17 protein-coding genes and 1 pseudogene are annotated in these 13562 nt (G+C 40.8%); 4 read left to right on the top strand and 14 right to left on the bottom strand.

What is annotated here, in order from left to right:
• Nucleotides 1–435: 435 nt before the first annotated feature.
• Nucleotides 436–1086 carry a restriction endonuclease subunit R gene (locus tag H6G48_RS13745; RefSeq protein ID WP_190722200.1) on the top strand — a complete coding sequence of 217 codons (651 nt, stop codon included), beginning with the start codon at nt 436–438 and terminating at the stop codon, nt 1084–1086.
• A 109-nt stretch (nt 1087–1195) separates the two neighbouring features.
• Here H6G48_RS13745 and H6G48_RS13740 read toward each other — a convergent pair whose 3' ends face one another.
• From H6G48_RS13740 to H6G48_RS13675, 14 genes and pseudogenes are all read right to left on the bottom strand, one after another.
• Complete coding sequence (locus H6G48_RS13740; RefSeq protein ID WP_190722199.1) at nt 1196–2191, bottom strand: DNA cytosine methyltransferase; 996 nt, start codon at nt 2189–2191, stop codon at nt 1196–1198.
• 158 nt (nt 2192–2349) lie between these two features.
• Nucleotides 2350–2586, bottom strand: a complete 237-nt coding sequence (locus tag H6G48_RS13735; protein ID WP_002731660.1) for a DUF4926 domain-containing protein — start codon at nt 2584–2586, stop codon at nt 2350–2352.
• A gap of 12 nt (nt 2587–2598) precedes the next feature.
• On the bottom strand, nt 2599–2919 hold the full coding sequence (locus H6G48_RS13730; RefSeq protein ID WP_002734685.1) for a DUF6883 domain-containing protein: 321 nt from the start codon (nt 2917–2919) through the stop codon (nt 2599–2601).
• Between the two features lie 49 nt (nt 2920–2968).
• Nucleotides 2969–3163 (bottom strand): hypothetical protein, encoded by a 195-nt coding sequence (locus H6G48_RS13725; RefSeq protein ID WP_190722198.1) that lies wholly within the window; start codon nt 3161–3163, stop codon nt 2969–2971.
• A gap of 53 nt (nt 3164–3216) precedes the next feature.
• Nucleotides 3217–3468 (bottom strand): annotated as a pseudogene (locus H6G48_RS27195) (hypothetical protein).
• Nucleotides 3469–3660: 192 nt separating this feature from the next.
• Nucleotides 3661–3894: a DUF433 domain-containing protein gene (locus H6G48_RS13715; RefSeq protein WP_008198375.1), complete on the bottom strand. Its 234-nt coding sequence runs from the start codon at nt 3892–3894 to the stop codon at nt 3661–3663.
• Between the two features lie 163 nt (nt 3895–4057).
• On the bottom strand, nt 4058–4474 hold the full coding sequence (locus tag H6G48_RS13710; RefSeq protein WP_190722196.1) for a retropepsin-like domain-containing protein: 417 nt from the start codon (nt 4472–4474) through the stop codon (nt 4058–4060).
• Nucleotides 4475–4881: 407 nt separating this feature from the next.
• Entirely contained in the window at nt 4882–5088 is a 207-nt protein-coding gene (locus H6G48_RS13705; protein ID WP_012267433.1) for a type II toxin-antitoxin system HicB family antitoxin, read from the bottom strand.
• Nucleotides 5089–5093: 5 nt separating this feature from the next.
• Entirely contained in the window at nt 5094–5303 is a 210-nt protein-coding gene (locus H6G48_RS13700) for a DUF6887 family protein (protein ID WP_149988658.1), read from the bottom strand.
• An 81-nt stretch (nt 5304–5384) separates the two neighbouring features.
• Nucleotides 5385–5609, bottom strand: coding sequence for a type II toxin-antitoxin system RelE family toxin (locus H6G48_RS13695; RefSeq protein ID WP_190722195.1), 225 nt, complete (start codon nt 5607–5609; stop codon nt 5385–5387).
• Nucleotides 5610–5643: 34 nt separating this feature from the next.
• Entirely contained in the window at nt 5644–5856 is a 213-nt protein-coding gene (locus tag H6G48_RS13690) for a hypothetical protein (RefSeq protein WP_002743287.1), read from the bottom strand.
• Nucleotides 5857–5907: 51 nt separating this feature from the next.
• Nucleotides 5908–7332: a GUN4 domain-containing protein gene (locus H6G48_RS13685; protein ID WP_190722194.1), complete on the bottom strand. Its 1425-nt coding sequence runs from the start codon at nt 7330–7332 to the stop codon at nt 5908–5910.
• Nucleotides 7333–7732: 400 nt separating this feature from the next.
• Nucleotides 7733–9844: a bifunctional arginine dihydrolase/ornithine cyclodeaminase gene (gene argZ, locus H6G48_RS13680; RefSeq protein ID WP_190722193.1), complete on the bottom strand. Its 2112-nt coding sequence runs from the start codon at nt 9842–9844 to the stop codon at nt 7733–7735.
• Nucleotides 9845–10016: 172 nt separating this feature from the next.
• Entirely contained in the window at nt 10017–11780 is a 1764-nt protein-coding gene (locus H6G48_RS13675; RefSeq protein WP_190722192.1) for an SWIM zinc finger family protein, read from the bottom strand.
• 115 nt (nt 11781–11895) lie between these two features.
• On the opposite strand from H6G48_RS13675, the gene H6G48_RS13670 reads away from it, so the two are divergent.
• From H6G48_RS13670 to H6G48_RS13660, 3 genes are all read left to right on the top strand, one after another.
• Nucleotides 11896–12177: a ParB N-terminal domain-containing protein gene (locus tag H6G48_RS13670; protein ID WP_190722191.1), complete on the top strand. Its 282-nt coding sequence runs from the start codon at nt 11896–11898 to the stop codon at nt 12175–12177.
• Nucleotides 12178–12190: 13 nt separating this feature from the next.
• The gene (locus tag H6G48_RS13665) at nt 12191–12883 is read left to right on the top strand and encodes a helix-turn-helix domain-containing protein (RefSeq protein ID WP_061433420.1); all 693 of its coding nucleotides are present in this window, start codon (nt 12191–12193) and stop codon (nt 12881–12883) included.
• A 179-nt stretch (nt 12884–13062) separates the two neighbouring features.
• Complete coding sequence (locus tag H6G48_RS13660; RefSeq protein WP_242034641.1) at nt 13063–13440, top strand: hypothetical protein; 378 nt, start codon at nt 13063–13065, stop codon at nt 13438–13440.
• Nucleotides 13441–13562 lie beyond the last annotated feature (122 nt).

The following is a 13562-nucleotide window of genomic DNA, read 5'->3' as shown; positions in this document are numbered from 1 at the left end:
TTATCATTTTCGTTATTTAGGTCATATATGGTAAATATGACTTATCTTTTTTGGGAGTCTGTGTCTGTATTCCATGCTACATAAGCTTTTCAGCTGGCTTGTCCCCCTGTCAGAGTTTCAGCCTAAGTCCACCCCACTTCTCCCCATTCCAATCCCATGCCACCATCCCCAACCCAATCAAACCTCTAGCTACAAGAAATATGACCTTGGGGTGCTTTTCGTTCAAAAATAACTTGATCGTAGATCGCCGACGAGTGTAAAGTGCGTTAGAAGGCTACCAATTCTGTTAAAAAAACCAAATCAACAATCCGCACCCCAGGCAGCAACTTTATTCTTAAATTGGTGTTTCTGTTTTGGCTTATTTTGTTAGCAAGAACAGCCGAGACACCTATTTTCCGCTACAATGGAAACAGTGCTGTACTGCTTGCTAAATCAATGCTTACCCTCAAAACGAGTAAACTAACCCTTGCTGATGTTCAACGTCATCTCCATTTTCAAGAAAAGCTTGAGGATGTTTCATTTACAGAGCTTTTAGCTTTGGAAACCGTCAGCGATGCAGAAAAATTAGAACTTGTTCAAATCCGCAACGATTTTCGACCCTATTTGATGGAAGATAAAGCATCAGAAGGACAAGTTAAAGTTTTAACCCTATTTCCCCTATTGCGGTTAGCGGGTTTTTATCGTTATCCGATTAAGATTAGGGTTGAAGAAGGGATTGATAATATTATCCTTGTGGATGAAGATAAAACTATTAGCGGACGGTTTGATATTGTCACGATGAATAATTCGATAGCAACTGTCAATGATATCCATTTTTGGATTTTAGTCATTGAAGCTAAAGAGAGTGGAATCGAAGTCCGTCAGGGATTACCTCAATTATTGACTTATGCCTACAATAGCTTAGAAAGACAACCCTCAGTTTGGGGATTAGCGACTAATGGCTTACAATATATGTTCGTCCATCTCAGACAAGAAACTAACCCCACTTATCAGATAATGCCAGAACTTAATTTAATGTATCCTGAATCAGCAATTAATCTGCTCCAAATTCTCAAGGCAATGGGTCAGCTAATTTTAGAGACATAAATTAGGACTCAAACAAGCTATAATCTCCTAGGCTTTTACTGTCTATATAGGCAATTAAAAGCGTCTTGAATAATTACCACTATCTAAAACTCCTGAGTCGAAAATAAACTTAATTAAGTTGTCGATTGAACGAGAATGAATTAGTTGATGCTTGAGCAACATCTAACAAAGACTCGATTACAGAATTAACCACAGCAGCTACGCAGGAAATCGCTACACTATTACCCGTTAATTTTCGCATAGTTTGATAACTGCCGACAATTTGATAATCATCGGAAAAACCTTGTAAACGGAGCATTTCTCTTGCTGTTAAGCGTCTTTTCCCATCCACTAACAAATAATTATAGGATGCTCCTGCTCGCAAGGCACAGGAATAGGGATAAGCGCTGACATTTCCTCCTTTATTTTCGTGCCAGATAGTCGGTTCACTATAAGGTTTTTTTCCCTCTCTTTTTAGCAGGCGACTTTTTTGAATTCTTGCGGAAGCATAATAAAAATCCGAGACATTTTCCTCTAATATTTCCGTTAAAGTTGTTCTAGATAAAGCTGGTTTTGGCCAGATAAAACCCCGCGCTTCTCGGAAACCAACGATAAAAATCCGTTCCCGTTTTTGCGGTAAACCAAAATTAAGCGCATTCAAAACCCGATAATCGGTATAGTAATCTAAATCTTGCAAAGTATCGAGAATAACTTCTAAGGTTTTTCCCTGTTGATGTCCCTGCAATTGCTTGACATTTTCCAGAATAAATGCTGCGGGTTGTTTGGCTTTTAAAATGCGGGCAATCTCAAAAAATAGCGTGCCTCTGGTATCTTCAAATCCCTTTAAATCACCACAAATACTAAAAGGTTGACAGGGAAATCCTGCCATTAAAATATCGTGATTGGGAATATCTAGGGCGGCGATTTCGGTAATATCTCCCTGGGGTTTGTCGCCAAAATTAGCGTGATAAATTGCCCGAGCGTCTTTATCTATATCACAGGAAAAGACACAATCAGATTCTAAGTTTTGTTGGCGACAAACTTGTTCAATCGCCACTCGAAACCCTCCCAAACCACAAAAAAGGTCAACAAAACGAATTTTTTTACTATCTTTCAGGAGATTCATTGATAGTTGAGATTGTAGCGATAGGGATATTCTCTTTGATTTTAACTTATTCAACTTTCACCAAAGAGCGGACGGTAAATATTTCATTGGCGCTTGAGAGTAACAAACTGAAAACAGTCGTCATCCCTGGGGACATACATAAAAAAAGAATAACAGAATTATATAATTTGAAATTCATCCTGTTTAAGATTTTGAATCGATTCAATCTTGGAAACTTCTACAGCGATAACTGTATAGGCTTTTCCCTGATTATTTAACACTTCTAAAACATAGCCATCCTCTTGGCCTTCGGGTCGAGGACAATAATCCACGATAATCGCGTGAGTGCCACGAGACAAATTAGATTCTGGCAAATCTTCGGTTAATTGAACTTCGGAAAACATATCAAATTTCATAGTCTAACTCTTTTAATCTGGTAATAAAGTCACAAATCTTGTTTCTTTCGTAAGTGAGTCGATAATCCAATAGGTAGAGACTCGTAAGTTTATCCCGTTGACCCCTTGTAAAAGTCCTTTAATTTCATAAATATCACCGAACTTTGTTGGTTTATTTAAGGTGGCTTCGTTGAGAAGAATACGTCTTAAATCTTGTTCCAATACCTGCCAGTTGTCTAAATTATATCCTGCTTGTGCCAGAAAGCCTGATTTATCATCTTTGGGTTGTAAAACTAGCAAATACCGGGTTAATTTAGCTGGTGGGATTGTCGCATTGGGATTTAAATAAGGCATTTATATTGTAATTTAGCCAACTTCTTTATAGACTTCTATAAAATAGATTTTACAGTATATGCGGGCAGTATTGCCAGTCTTTTTCTTGGTCTAGGATTTGATCATTTTCAACTTCTTCGATGAGTTTTCCCAGTCCGTAATCCTCAAGGATTTCTTCGATTTTTTCAAATTCAGCAATGGGAATCTGAACGGCAATCGGCTTTTGATCTTTGTCTAATACATAGTTTTTGCTAATTTCTAGCATTTGTAGTTCCTCTAAAAGTTCTCTAGATTATTATTGATAAATCAAGTAAAACCTCACTCATAATTTTCGAGTTTGCTCTCTAGGGATTCTAGATCTGATAACTGCGGTGGATGATTAGCATTCCATGCCAGAGCTTGATCTAATTTTTCTCGAAAAGGCGATCAATTTATCCAGTCTTCGTTGCCGGGAGAGCGATCGAGTAAATTTTGATAAAACTCATTCCACAGTTGACCCCATTCTTTTAGATCGATAAAAACTGCTGTTTTTTCTCCTGTTTCATCGACAATATACTGAATACCTTTCATGATTTAAATTGTTGTGAGATGGATATTAATTAATAACTATATTTTAATCGATGCACGAGAAGATATGGATTTGACAATTTTATCCCGTTCCCATATTCTACCGGGGAACGCTCCCTTCAGTTTCTACCTGAATACTGGTTTAAGGTAGAGCCTTAGATATGGTGTTCCAAGGCAGAGCCTCGGAATAAGAAATCATGCCGAAGTGAAGCTAACGATATAATCGGATACAGCCCAAGCTGCATAATTAATAGCCTGACGAATATCTTCCTCTTCTAACTCTGGATAAGCCTCTAAAACTTCCTGAATAGATAACTGACTAGCCAACAGTTTCAGAACAAATCCTACAGTGATACGCATTCCTCGAATCGTTGGCTGTCCAAGACATATTTGTGGATTAACAGTAATACGGTCTAGCTCTTTAATCACTGTGGAACTCCTGAGATAAACTTATTCTGTATTGTTACATACAGCCATGAATCATTATCGCCCTAACTCTTGTGTTGGCAATGAATTGGCAATTAATCAGAATTAATCTCAGGTGCGTTACGCCATCGGGCGCACCCTACAAAATCGGCGATCGCCGTGCATTTTAGGATTTAGGGCAGATTTCAAAAACAAGTTGTGAACGATAGAAGCAGACATCAAATTCTAGAAAAAAATTCATCCGACCCAGTAGTAAAGGTGTATCATCAGACAAGCTCCAAGCAAAAACCAGCCAGACTGGGTTGAAATTACCAATCTGTGCCGAAACCAGTAAACCTCGCGCCTCGATCGAAGCCAAATTACCAGCTAAGATGACAGAGGTTGTCTGCTCTTCCCAAATCGCACCAAGTTGAGCTCCAGCGCTGTACGGTAAGACATTAACACTTGCACCCGTGTCTAACAGTGCTGAAAACTCTACGGATCTATCTTGGTATGTCAGAGATATAGGTAGTTGAGGCAAGGCATCGGGGACACCAAACCCATCGAATCCTTCGGTAAAGTTAAATCGTTGGGCGTTACGCATTGTGCGTTGCTTGTTCCGAATCTAGGAGTTGAGCAAGTTTCTGCGCCGCTGCGTGTGAATTAAGCGGCGACGAGAGTAAATATGTTGCTCCTGGCTGTAGGCTTGGCTCCTCGTCCTTACTTAGTTCTGCGATCAGAAATTGCATCACCTTCAACTTGTCTGCACGAGGCAGACTTCTCAAAGTAGGAAATAGCTCTGCTATAGTCATCTGGCTTAGAGGATTGCATTACCTTTCCATTTTCTCATAAAGCTATCTATTCACCGTGCAAATTTCTCATAACTGAGCCATTTTCGATCCAGTATTGTTTCGCTCAACCCCACCTACAAGATCTGCATTTGAGCATTGGCAATATGTTTACAGTTCCATGTTAACAGATAAAAGTCGCGGACAGGATGCAGGTGATCGGTTACGCTTCGATATACTGGCAATAGGTGGCTGGTTGGGGAATTGGCAGCCCTTGCTCTTGTAAACCATCCAGATGAAATTGAATCGCTTCTTTCATATTTTCTGTGATTTCCTCTAGGGTTTTACCGGTAGTAACACAACCGGGTAAATCGGGAACATAAGCGGAATAGTTATTTTCAGCTTTTTCGATAATAATCGCATAACGCACGATTTCTATTCCTCAATTATTTGATTTAATTTTTCCTTGAAAATCGTTTCTATTTCTTTATAGGACATCGTTTCAGGTGCGGGATATTTAAACCCGTCTTTTTTTCGGCTTAATAATACTTCTAGTGCTTCACTAAAAATAGCTTCTTCATTTCGATGTTCCGAAAGATACTGACGGAGTTCTGCGTTAGTCATTTCCGAAGGTGATTTTTTCATAATTCAAAGTTCCAATTTCCCTGTTCATCGATTAAAATGATTAGAAAGTAATTGACAGATAAAGATAGCGGTATTTTTCTATCAAGGAAAAGTTTTGTAAATTTCTCTACGATGTGCGACCCGTTGACAGATGATGGTTTGATTGGGTTTATCAATAGTCAGGCCAATCCTATAATCTGCAACTCTAATTTTATATTTATCTTTATGTCCTTTCATTTTATCGAGATAGCCTAATTCAAAAGGATTGTCGGTTTCTAATTCGGAAAATACGATCAACTCAATACGAGATTGTATGTCTTTTGGCAAAGAGGTTAATTCTTTTAAAAATCTCTTGTTATATTCAACCTTCTACATTTTTATTTTTAAGCAATTCTAAATATTGTAAGGCTTTTTCTTTGTCTAGGATTTGATCATTTTCAACTTCTTCGATGAGTTTTCCTAGTCCGTAATCCTCTAGGATTTCTTCGATTTTTTCAAATTCAGCAATGGGAATCTGAACAGCAATCGGCTTTTGATCTTTGTCTAATACATAGCTTTTGTTAATTTCTAGCATTTGGTTTTCCCTCCGATACAATTCTTAAAAATTGGCTGTTACCTTTATATGTTACATTTTACAAGTCTCGACGCGAGAGAAGAGAGATCCACCCCACGCTCCCCCAACGCCCACCCCCCTACCTATTCCAGGGAGGTGTCCTCGGGGTGCTTTTAGGTCAAAAGGAACATCTTTGTACCATATCCAGCTATTATTCACTCGCCAGCCTACTCTATCTCCGAAAGCGTACCAAACTCTTCTATTATACTGCCGCGTCCCACCGAGTTCGCGGTAGATTTTCGCCTGCACGGAAAAACCAAAGCGACCGCCACTATATTTAACCCATAATTGGTCAATGGTTCGCAAATCCTCGCAGGGAAAATTATCGATATCCTCTACCTGTAGCCATCCTTCTTTTGTGCGATTGGCAGCCTGTAGCATCACTCTTGCGGTTTCCTCGTCCGCTTCTTTCCATTGCTGCCGTTTTAATAAATCTTCTAAGTTCCGATAATCGATTCCTTTGGCACTTTTAAGCTGAATAGATGGGGGAGTTTGGGGAACGGAAATAACGGGATTAACGGGTTTTTGAATAGTTGTCTGGGGTATAGAGACTGATGTTTTTATCTGCAAAGCTTGCAACACTTCCGAAGCGGATTGATAGCGTTTTTTCGTGCCAAACTCGATTAATTTATCAAGAATATTCCCTGAATCATTACTAACAGGATTATTAACCAACCACTGTCGCCATACCCATTCATGTTCCCCCCCATCGAATAAATCAAAGGGAGATATTCCAGTTAATAAATAAAGGCAAGTTACACCCAAACTATACAAATCACTGGCATTAACTGCCTTACCATTTCCCTGTTCTGGGGCAATATATTCGGCAGAACCGATAATTGTTCCTGTCATGGAACGATTTAAAGGACTGACAAATTTTGCTGCGCCAAAGTCCACTAAAATCAATTTATTATCGCTTTTTCTGCGAATAATATTTTCTGGTTTAATGTCGCGATGAATTACTTGTTTACTATGAATAAATTCTAGAATCGGTAAAATCTCTGACAAAAGATGTTTAATTTTTGCTTCGTTAAATACTCCTTCCTGTTTTAATTCTTGTTCGAGATTTTGTCCTTCGATATATTCCTGCACGAGATATTGTCGCCCATCATTACCGGTAAAATAGGCGTAAAGTTCGGGGATTTGTGGGTATCTTCCCAAACTATCTAAACGAATCGCTTCTTCTTTAAATAATTCTGCTGCTTTTTGTAAAGTTCCTGTTCCCTGCGCTGACGGGAAAAATTGTTTAATTACACAATAGGGTTTTGAGGGTTTATCCTCATCTATCGCTTGAAATGTCTTGCCAAAACCCCCTTGACCGATTAATTTTAGCGCTCGATAACGTTCTCTGAGCAGTAATTGAGAACCGCACTTATGACAGAATTTATCCGTGGGGGTGTTTTTGTGCGAACAATCGGGATTGAGACAGAGACTCATGGCCGTTTGACAAGTATGGGAAGATTAACCCCTATTATACTAAATCCGTTGAGTAACGCACAGAAAACGGGTTTCTCCGAGAAACCCGTTTTCTGCTCATGCACTCATGCAAAAGGGGGAATAAATAATCAGTCTTTAAGTAGGTAGGCGTTAAAAATTATCAGACACCACCCTTATCAAGGGGGGACTAAGGGTAGGGTTGATTCATGAATCAACCCTACTATGAATCAAACCTAGGACTAAGGGGCGATCGAACTTAATAACCAGATTTACTATTATACAAAAAGAAAGCAAGCTAGAGCGACTCTAGTGGGCAAATTTTCTCCGATAATTGGTTGAAAATATCGATAAAAATAGGTGAGTTAGCAAAGCGTAACCCACCCGATATCTATTTGCGGTTTTAAACCGTTTCTACCAAGGGACGGGTTAACTTATCCAACTGTTGGGTTAACAGACTCAGGAATAAACCCACATCGGTGACGATACCCACGGATTCTACGGAACCTCGATCGCTTAATTTTGTCACCACGGCCGGGTTAATATCAACACAGACCATTTTTACCCCCGCCGGTGTCATATTGCCCACACCGATGGAATGGAGCATACTAGAGAGCATGAGAATCATGTCTGCACCTTGAATCAAGCGCGAATATTCTTCCTGTGCTTTAATTAAATCCATCTCCGTATCCGGAAGCGGACCATCATCGCGAATTGAACCGGCCAAACTGAAGGGGACATTATTCTTGACGCATTCATACATTACGCCTTTTGTCAATACCCCGGCCGATACAGCTTTGGCGATGCTGCCGTGGCGACGGATGAGGTTGATAATCTTGAGGTGGTGACGATGGCCACCGCGCACCGGGATGCCTTTCTGCATATCTACCCCTAAAGAAGTACCCATGATCGCCTGTTCCATGTCGTGAACTGCGATCGCATTTCCCCCCAGTAAAGCGTGAACGTAACCATCGCGGATTAAACGGGAGAGATGTTGCGCTCCTCCAGTGTGAATGACCACGGGACCTGCCGTTACTACCACTTTACCGCCCTGGTCGCGAATTTTACGCATTTCCCAGGCAATCTGCTCGACGGTTAACTCGACTCGGCGCTCGCTGGAAACCCCCGCACCCATAAAGGTAAATTCCTGAGTGCTGTTGCGTTGTTCCCTGGATTCCGCCTGTCGGATAGTACGGATGCCCTCAACTCCCACCATAACGCGATCGCCAGCTTTTAAATCCCGCAGCAGAGTACATTTCGCGGTTTTGCCTTCTGGACTTTCAGTGACGACGATGGCTGCATCCATGCGTTGATTTTCCACCCGCACCCATTCACAGTTAACCCGCACTTCCGTGGGATAGATGGTGCTGACATAAAAATCATCGGGAGCGACCCCATCTTGTGCCACCACTGCGGTATTGACATCACAGATTTCTTGGGGACGAGCGGCCGCACCGAGGTCGATCAATTGTACCATGATCTCCTCCATTACCTCGTGAGAGGGTGCAGAAACCCGCACTTCGGCCGAGGAGGTACTTTGGCGCTCAATCCCTAAGGTGAAGTTTAATACCTTGAAGCTGCCCCCATTTCCCACCACAACATCGAGAGCTTTATTCATAATTCCCGCGTCGAGCAGATGACCTTCTAGCTGGAGAATGCGACTTTCAATGGTGACATTAGCGTGATGGTCTGGAATTAGGGGTTCGGTGGTACGCAGGGTTAAACATTTAGCGGCTCCCCCTGCTTTTAAGAACTCCGTCAGGGGAGTTTGTACCACTTCAAAGCTTTTTGACGCTAACTTATGTTGTAAGTCGTCACTAATTTTATTCATGACGATTACTTGACCGATATTCACTGCATTACAAGCAAAGTTAACCGCATCGGCTTCTTCAACGATAATGCGTTTTTCTTCGGGAATTTTTAACTCAATTAACCGATTAGAATAGGCATCAAAAGCATCGGGATAGTAGAGGAGATAACCGCCACTAAGGGGACAAAAACAGGTATCAAGGTGATAAAAACGTTCATCGATTAAACGTAGGGATAAAACCTCGATATCGAGCCATTTAGCGATTAAAGGGTGGGAATCTAACTCAGTTCTGAAGCCATATCCTGCCCATAACCAACGTCCTTCCCGATCTAATAGTGCGTCTCCTGCACCTTCAAAGGGTAAATCTTTTGGCAGTTCGTGAACCGTAAAACCGTTATCTTCAAACCACTGCTTAAAATAGGGTTCTTCTCCCTGTCTTTCTTTGTGTAAAAAGCGACTGAGAACGACTATTTTTTCCAGAACTAAACCTGCATTAGCGGTAAAAACCATGTCGGGCCAGCCTTTTTCTGGTGTGACTAAATCCACGAGCGCCCGATCTTTGAGAACATGATAAAGCTGCTGCCATTGTTGCCTAGCTTTTTCCTGGGAAGATTTGTGAATGTTGCCCTCCATCCAGGGATTAATCACATAATCCACATCGTAATGATCGGGAGAACACATCAAAAAGCGAATAGTTTCAGTCATATTTTTTGACAATGAATATTCAGTATAAGTAGTCTGGAGATAAGTTTAGACCAATCTTCCATTATACTCTACTTTGCGTCGAAACATCACAGACTTAAGATTAGGACAATTACCGCTCTACAAGCTAAAAACAGCCCGGTTTTAGCCGATAACTGACGGCTAGAAGCTTAAATTATTGTAAATCCTGATATTTGAATAACCCCATAAATTTCGATTTGCGTCCGTGTTCCTTAATTAAATTTTCTCGATAAGTTTGCCATTCTTCCCGTCTTCCCGACATATAAAAGGCATTACGAGCTTTTTTTAGCCATTTAATCGCTTCTTCGTAGCGATCAGCCTTTTTTTCGTCGAGTATCTTTTCCGCAGGAGGACGCGCGCGATCGATCACCCAGTTAGGATCGACGGTAGCAGCCGCATCCATTATCCGCCAAATTAGGTGAGACTGCACATAGGAATTATCAGAAACGACTTTAATTGCATCTCTAACTAAATTTTCGTGGAGAAATATATCGATTTTAGCCTCTGTGGAACGTCCACCGCTAAACTCGCGCAAGTAATCTAACAAGTCTAATTTTAAATCAGACCAATCTTCCCCCGCTAAAGACTCAATTTTTTGGTAATGGGAAAAGGAAGGTTGGTCTTGAAATGCCTTAATTCTAGCAGCCAAAGCTGTATCTATATCCCCTAAAGATTGCGCTAGTTCACTTGTCCAGAGAGCTAATTGATAATAATAATTCCCTGGGAAATTTAGACCACTTCGGGCAATTATTAGGGCGGATTCTGGTGCGGATTCATCCCGTAAAGCTTTGGCAAAAAAGAAGGCTTCATCGTTTTTAGTTATCATGTTTTTTGCCGCTGCCATCGCTTCATCAATGCGATCAAGATAGACTAACTTAGTTAGGTATTCTACCACTTGTCCTGAAGCTAAAGCTAGATTCAAATACTCCTGATCTTTTTCCTGTTTCTCGAAAATTTCTAAGCGAATAGAAGTTAATGTTTGGGCATAATAAGGGATATTCCCTGACCACATTTCTGAAAAATTAGCCGATTCTCCCCGTAAAATCTTCTCTAAAACTGGATCGTCCCATCCCTGTTGTAAGGCTGCTAAACTCATCTCAAAATCGGCACTCCATTCATGCTGCCATTGCTCCATTTTTTTCCTTAAATCTTGCTTTTCTTGGGGATTAAATTCTTTACTTAAAATTGCCCCAGTTAAAACTCGATCGATTCTGGCACTTAAATCATCATTGACAGCACCGTAATCTTCTAAATTATCCCATTCCTCGATACAGGCGCTAATAATTGCTTCTAAAATAGCGATCGCATTATCCGGTTCTCCCTTTTGATAATAATCTTGGGACTCATCCACTAGGGCATAAATTTCATTAGAAATTGGATCTTCTTCGTAGTAATCTTCTTCGATCGCTCGCAGGGATTGCCGCAGTTCATTACGGACAGTATTACGATAAGCTTTGACATTAATAGTTATCTTCCCTCCCGCTTTATTAACTGGGGTAGCTGGCAATAAAAACTTATCAATTGTCTCGATAATTTCTGGGTGTTTAGCCACTAAATGATTAAGTAATTTTCTTAATTTACTTTCATCGATTGGTGTCAATAACTCCTCTAGGGAGGCTTTTTTAATAATTAATTCTGGTTGACGATAACAGGTTAATAAAACCGCCACAATATGCTTACACCAACCCTCGTAATCGTAGGGACAGGAACAGGAGACATTCTCAAGATTATCTTGGTTAAAATCCATGGCAACTCGATAGGGTTTAACCTCACTACCATTCACTAAAGCTTGCAGATTTTGCCCCCGTTGCCAAAGAGAAATAACTGCACCGTTATCGTAATAATATTGACCGCGCTGATAGGAAGCATTGGTGGTATTTTTCTGGATAATTTTTTCATTGATAGGAGGAATAGTCATAGTCAAAAAAGGAGAGGATTGGGTGATAAAATCTTGTCTGTGTCAAGAAAACTGCCAGCACCGAGACAGACCACTGCATCAGCAACCGAGTCCACTTATCTTCAGTTTAGCCTAAATGTGCTATAGTGAAGACACTATGGAAATTAAAAACATTCCTCTGTCCCAAATTCGTCGTCCTTTACTGCGACAAACCGATCCCGAAAAAGTTAATCAGTTGATGCAATCGATCGCTGAGGAGGGATTACGAGAGCCGATCGATGTTTTGGAGGTGGATGGTAACTACTACGGTTTTTCCGGTTGCCATCGCTTTGCCGCTCATCAGCGTCTCGGTAAAGAAACAATTCTCTGTCGAGTTCGTCGCGCTCCTAAATCCGTTTTAGCTAAACACATCGCTTAAGCTGAGAAGTCCCATGAATGAGTCCTTATATAAATATCATCGGCAAAAATTAGAGCAGTTAATGGCAGAAATTGGCTGTAAAAATCTGGAAGAATTGAGTCGGTTATCGGGTCTATCTTCTTGGCAATTGCAGAGAGTTCGCCATGGCTTAATCGCCAAATTATCCTCTGAATCTTTGGTGAAATTAGCTAATGCGCTGCAGCTGCCAGTTAGCGATCTTCTCGCTCATTTTCAAATCCCGACGATGGGGACAGAGGATCGTTCAGGGGAATCAAAAATTCTCGAACAAGAGTATCAAAATTTACAGCAAAAATTAGACAAGCAAAAAGAAGAATTAGCCGCAGAATTTCAACGTCAAAGCATCGAAGCGATCGAATCTTGGTTAGTTCAATGGCCTACGGCCGAGGCCGTTGCCCGCAAAAATCCCGACCTAGCAGCCGTCAAAATCCTCTCCCTAGTTAAACCGATTATGCAGTTACTGGAGCGCTGGGGAGTGCAACCAATTGACAGTGTCGGTGATCATGTGAGTTATGATCCGCAAATCCATCAATTGATCGATGGTCAAGCAGCAATCGGTACACCCGTTCTAGTGCGTTATCGGGGCTATCGTCATGGGGAAAAACTACTTTATCGTGCTAGAGTGAGTTTAATTAAAGTAGAAATGCCGGAAATTCAACCAGCAGAAACAGAAAATGTCACCGCTTAAAGTGGTAATTCTTGCAGAGCTTTGGTGCTGTGAAAAATTCCCCCGTGGTCTGCTTTTATCGAAAAAATCGGGTCTAAAACCTCGCCTTAAGGCGAAAAGTTTTTGGAGCGGGGCATAAATCCCCATTACAAAACTAATGGCTACTTGATAACCGCCCCCTGAACGGTTAAAACGATATCATGGGTGATTTATTCGGAGAAAAAAATATGTCATACTACGATGACTGTTTTGACCACATTACTGATCCTGTCCAACGGAATTCTGTTCGCCAGCAATGGTTACAGATGCTTGACGGAGGTTTATCTGTTGCCGATGTTAGGATGCTCCTAGATAAGTACCCAGATTTTCGGTTTGCAATTAGTCGGTGGATTTCCGAAAAACCTATAAGTCTCGGTTTTCATTATGGTACAATGGACAGGTTAAAAGATTTTGTTGCTACTTTGCCTGAGTTTAAAGATGTATTTGATAAGTATGTTTCTAAACTTGAGAAGGAGGATCCAGAAAAGGAAATTGAGAAACTTGCCACAATATTTCCTCAGTTTAAAAAAACTAGCTGAACAGTACATAAAAAGTCTCGAAGAGACTAGAAAATGGCTGGAAGAACAACGAGAAATACAACACCAAATAGCAATGAGGGAATATGACTATGCATACCAAAAATGGATGGAAGAGTCTCAAG

The organism is Microcystis flos-aquae FACHB-1344, from assembly GCF_014698375.1.
GTDB lineage: Bacteria > Cyanobacteriota > Cyanobacteriia > Cyanobacteriales > Microcystaceae > Microcystis > Microcystis aeruginosa.
Note: the sequence above shows the minus strand (reverse complement) of the source record. Positions and strands in the feature narration are given on the sequence as shown.

What these genes read in the sequence shown, in the direction of transcription:
- H6G48_RS13675 (WP_190722192.1), bottom strand. Translation starts at nt 11,780, where the DNA reads ATGACTATTCCTCCTATCAATGAAAAAATTATCCAGAAAAATACCACC.
- H6G48_RS13745 (WP_190722200.1), top strand. Translation starts at nt 436, where the DNA reads ATGCTTACCCTCAAAACGAGTAAACTAACCCTTGCTGATGTTCAACGT.
- H6G48_RS13725 (WP_190722198.1), bottom strand. Translation starts at nt 3,163, where the DNA reads ATGCTAGAAATTAGCAAAAACTATGTATTAGACAAAGATCAAAAGCCG.
- H6G48_RS13670 (WP_190722191.1), top strand. Translation starts at nt 11,896, where the DNA reads ATGTGCTATAGTGAAGACACTATGGAAATTAAAAACATTCCTCTGTCC.
- H6G48_RS13700 (WP_149988658.1), bottom strand. Translation starts at nt 5,303, where the DNA reads ATGAAAAAATCACCTTCGGAAATGACTAACGCAGAACTCCGTCAGTAT.
- argZ (WP_190722193.1), bottom strand. Translation starts at nt 9,844, where the DNA reads ATGACTGAAACTATTCGCTTTTTGATGTGTTCTCCCGATCATTACGAT.
- H6G48_RS13660 (WP_242034641.1), top strand. Translation starts at nt 13,063, where the DNA reads ATGGGTGATTTATTCGGAGAAAAAAATATGTCATACTACGATGACTGT.
- H6G48_RS13665 (WP_061433420.1), top strand. Translation starts at nt 12,191, where the DNA reads ATGAATGAGTCCTTATATAAATATCATCGGCAAAAATTAGAGCAGTTA.
- H6G48_RS13685 (WP_190722194.1), bottom strand. Translation starts at nt 7,332, where the DNA reads ATGAGTCTCTGTCTCAATCCCGATTGTTCGCACAAAAACACCCCCACG.
- H6G48_RS13710 (WP_190722196.1), bottom strand. Translation starts at nt 4,474, where the DNA reads ATGCGTAACGCCCAACGATTTAACTTTACCGAAGGATTCGATGGGTTT.
- H6G48_RS13690 (WP_002743287.1), bottom strand. Translation starts at nt 5,856, where the DNA reads ATGCTAGAAATTAACAAAAGCTATGTATTAGACAAAGATCAAAAGCCG.
- H6G48_RS13740 (WP_190722199.1), bottom strand. Translation starts at nt 2,191, where the DNA reads ATGAATCTCCTGAAAGATAGTAAAAAAATTCGTTTTGTTGACCTTTTT.
- H6G48_RS13730 (WP_002734685.1), bottom strand. Translation starts at nt 2,919, where the DNA reads ATGCCTTATTTAAATCCCAATGCGACAATCCCACCAGCTAAATTAACC.
- H6G48_RS13735 (WP_002731660.1), bottom strand. Translation starts at nt 2,586, where the DNA reads ATGAAATTTGATATGTTTTCCGAAGTTCAATTAACCGAAGATTTGCCA.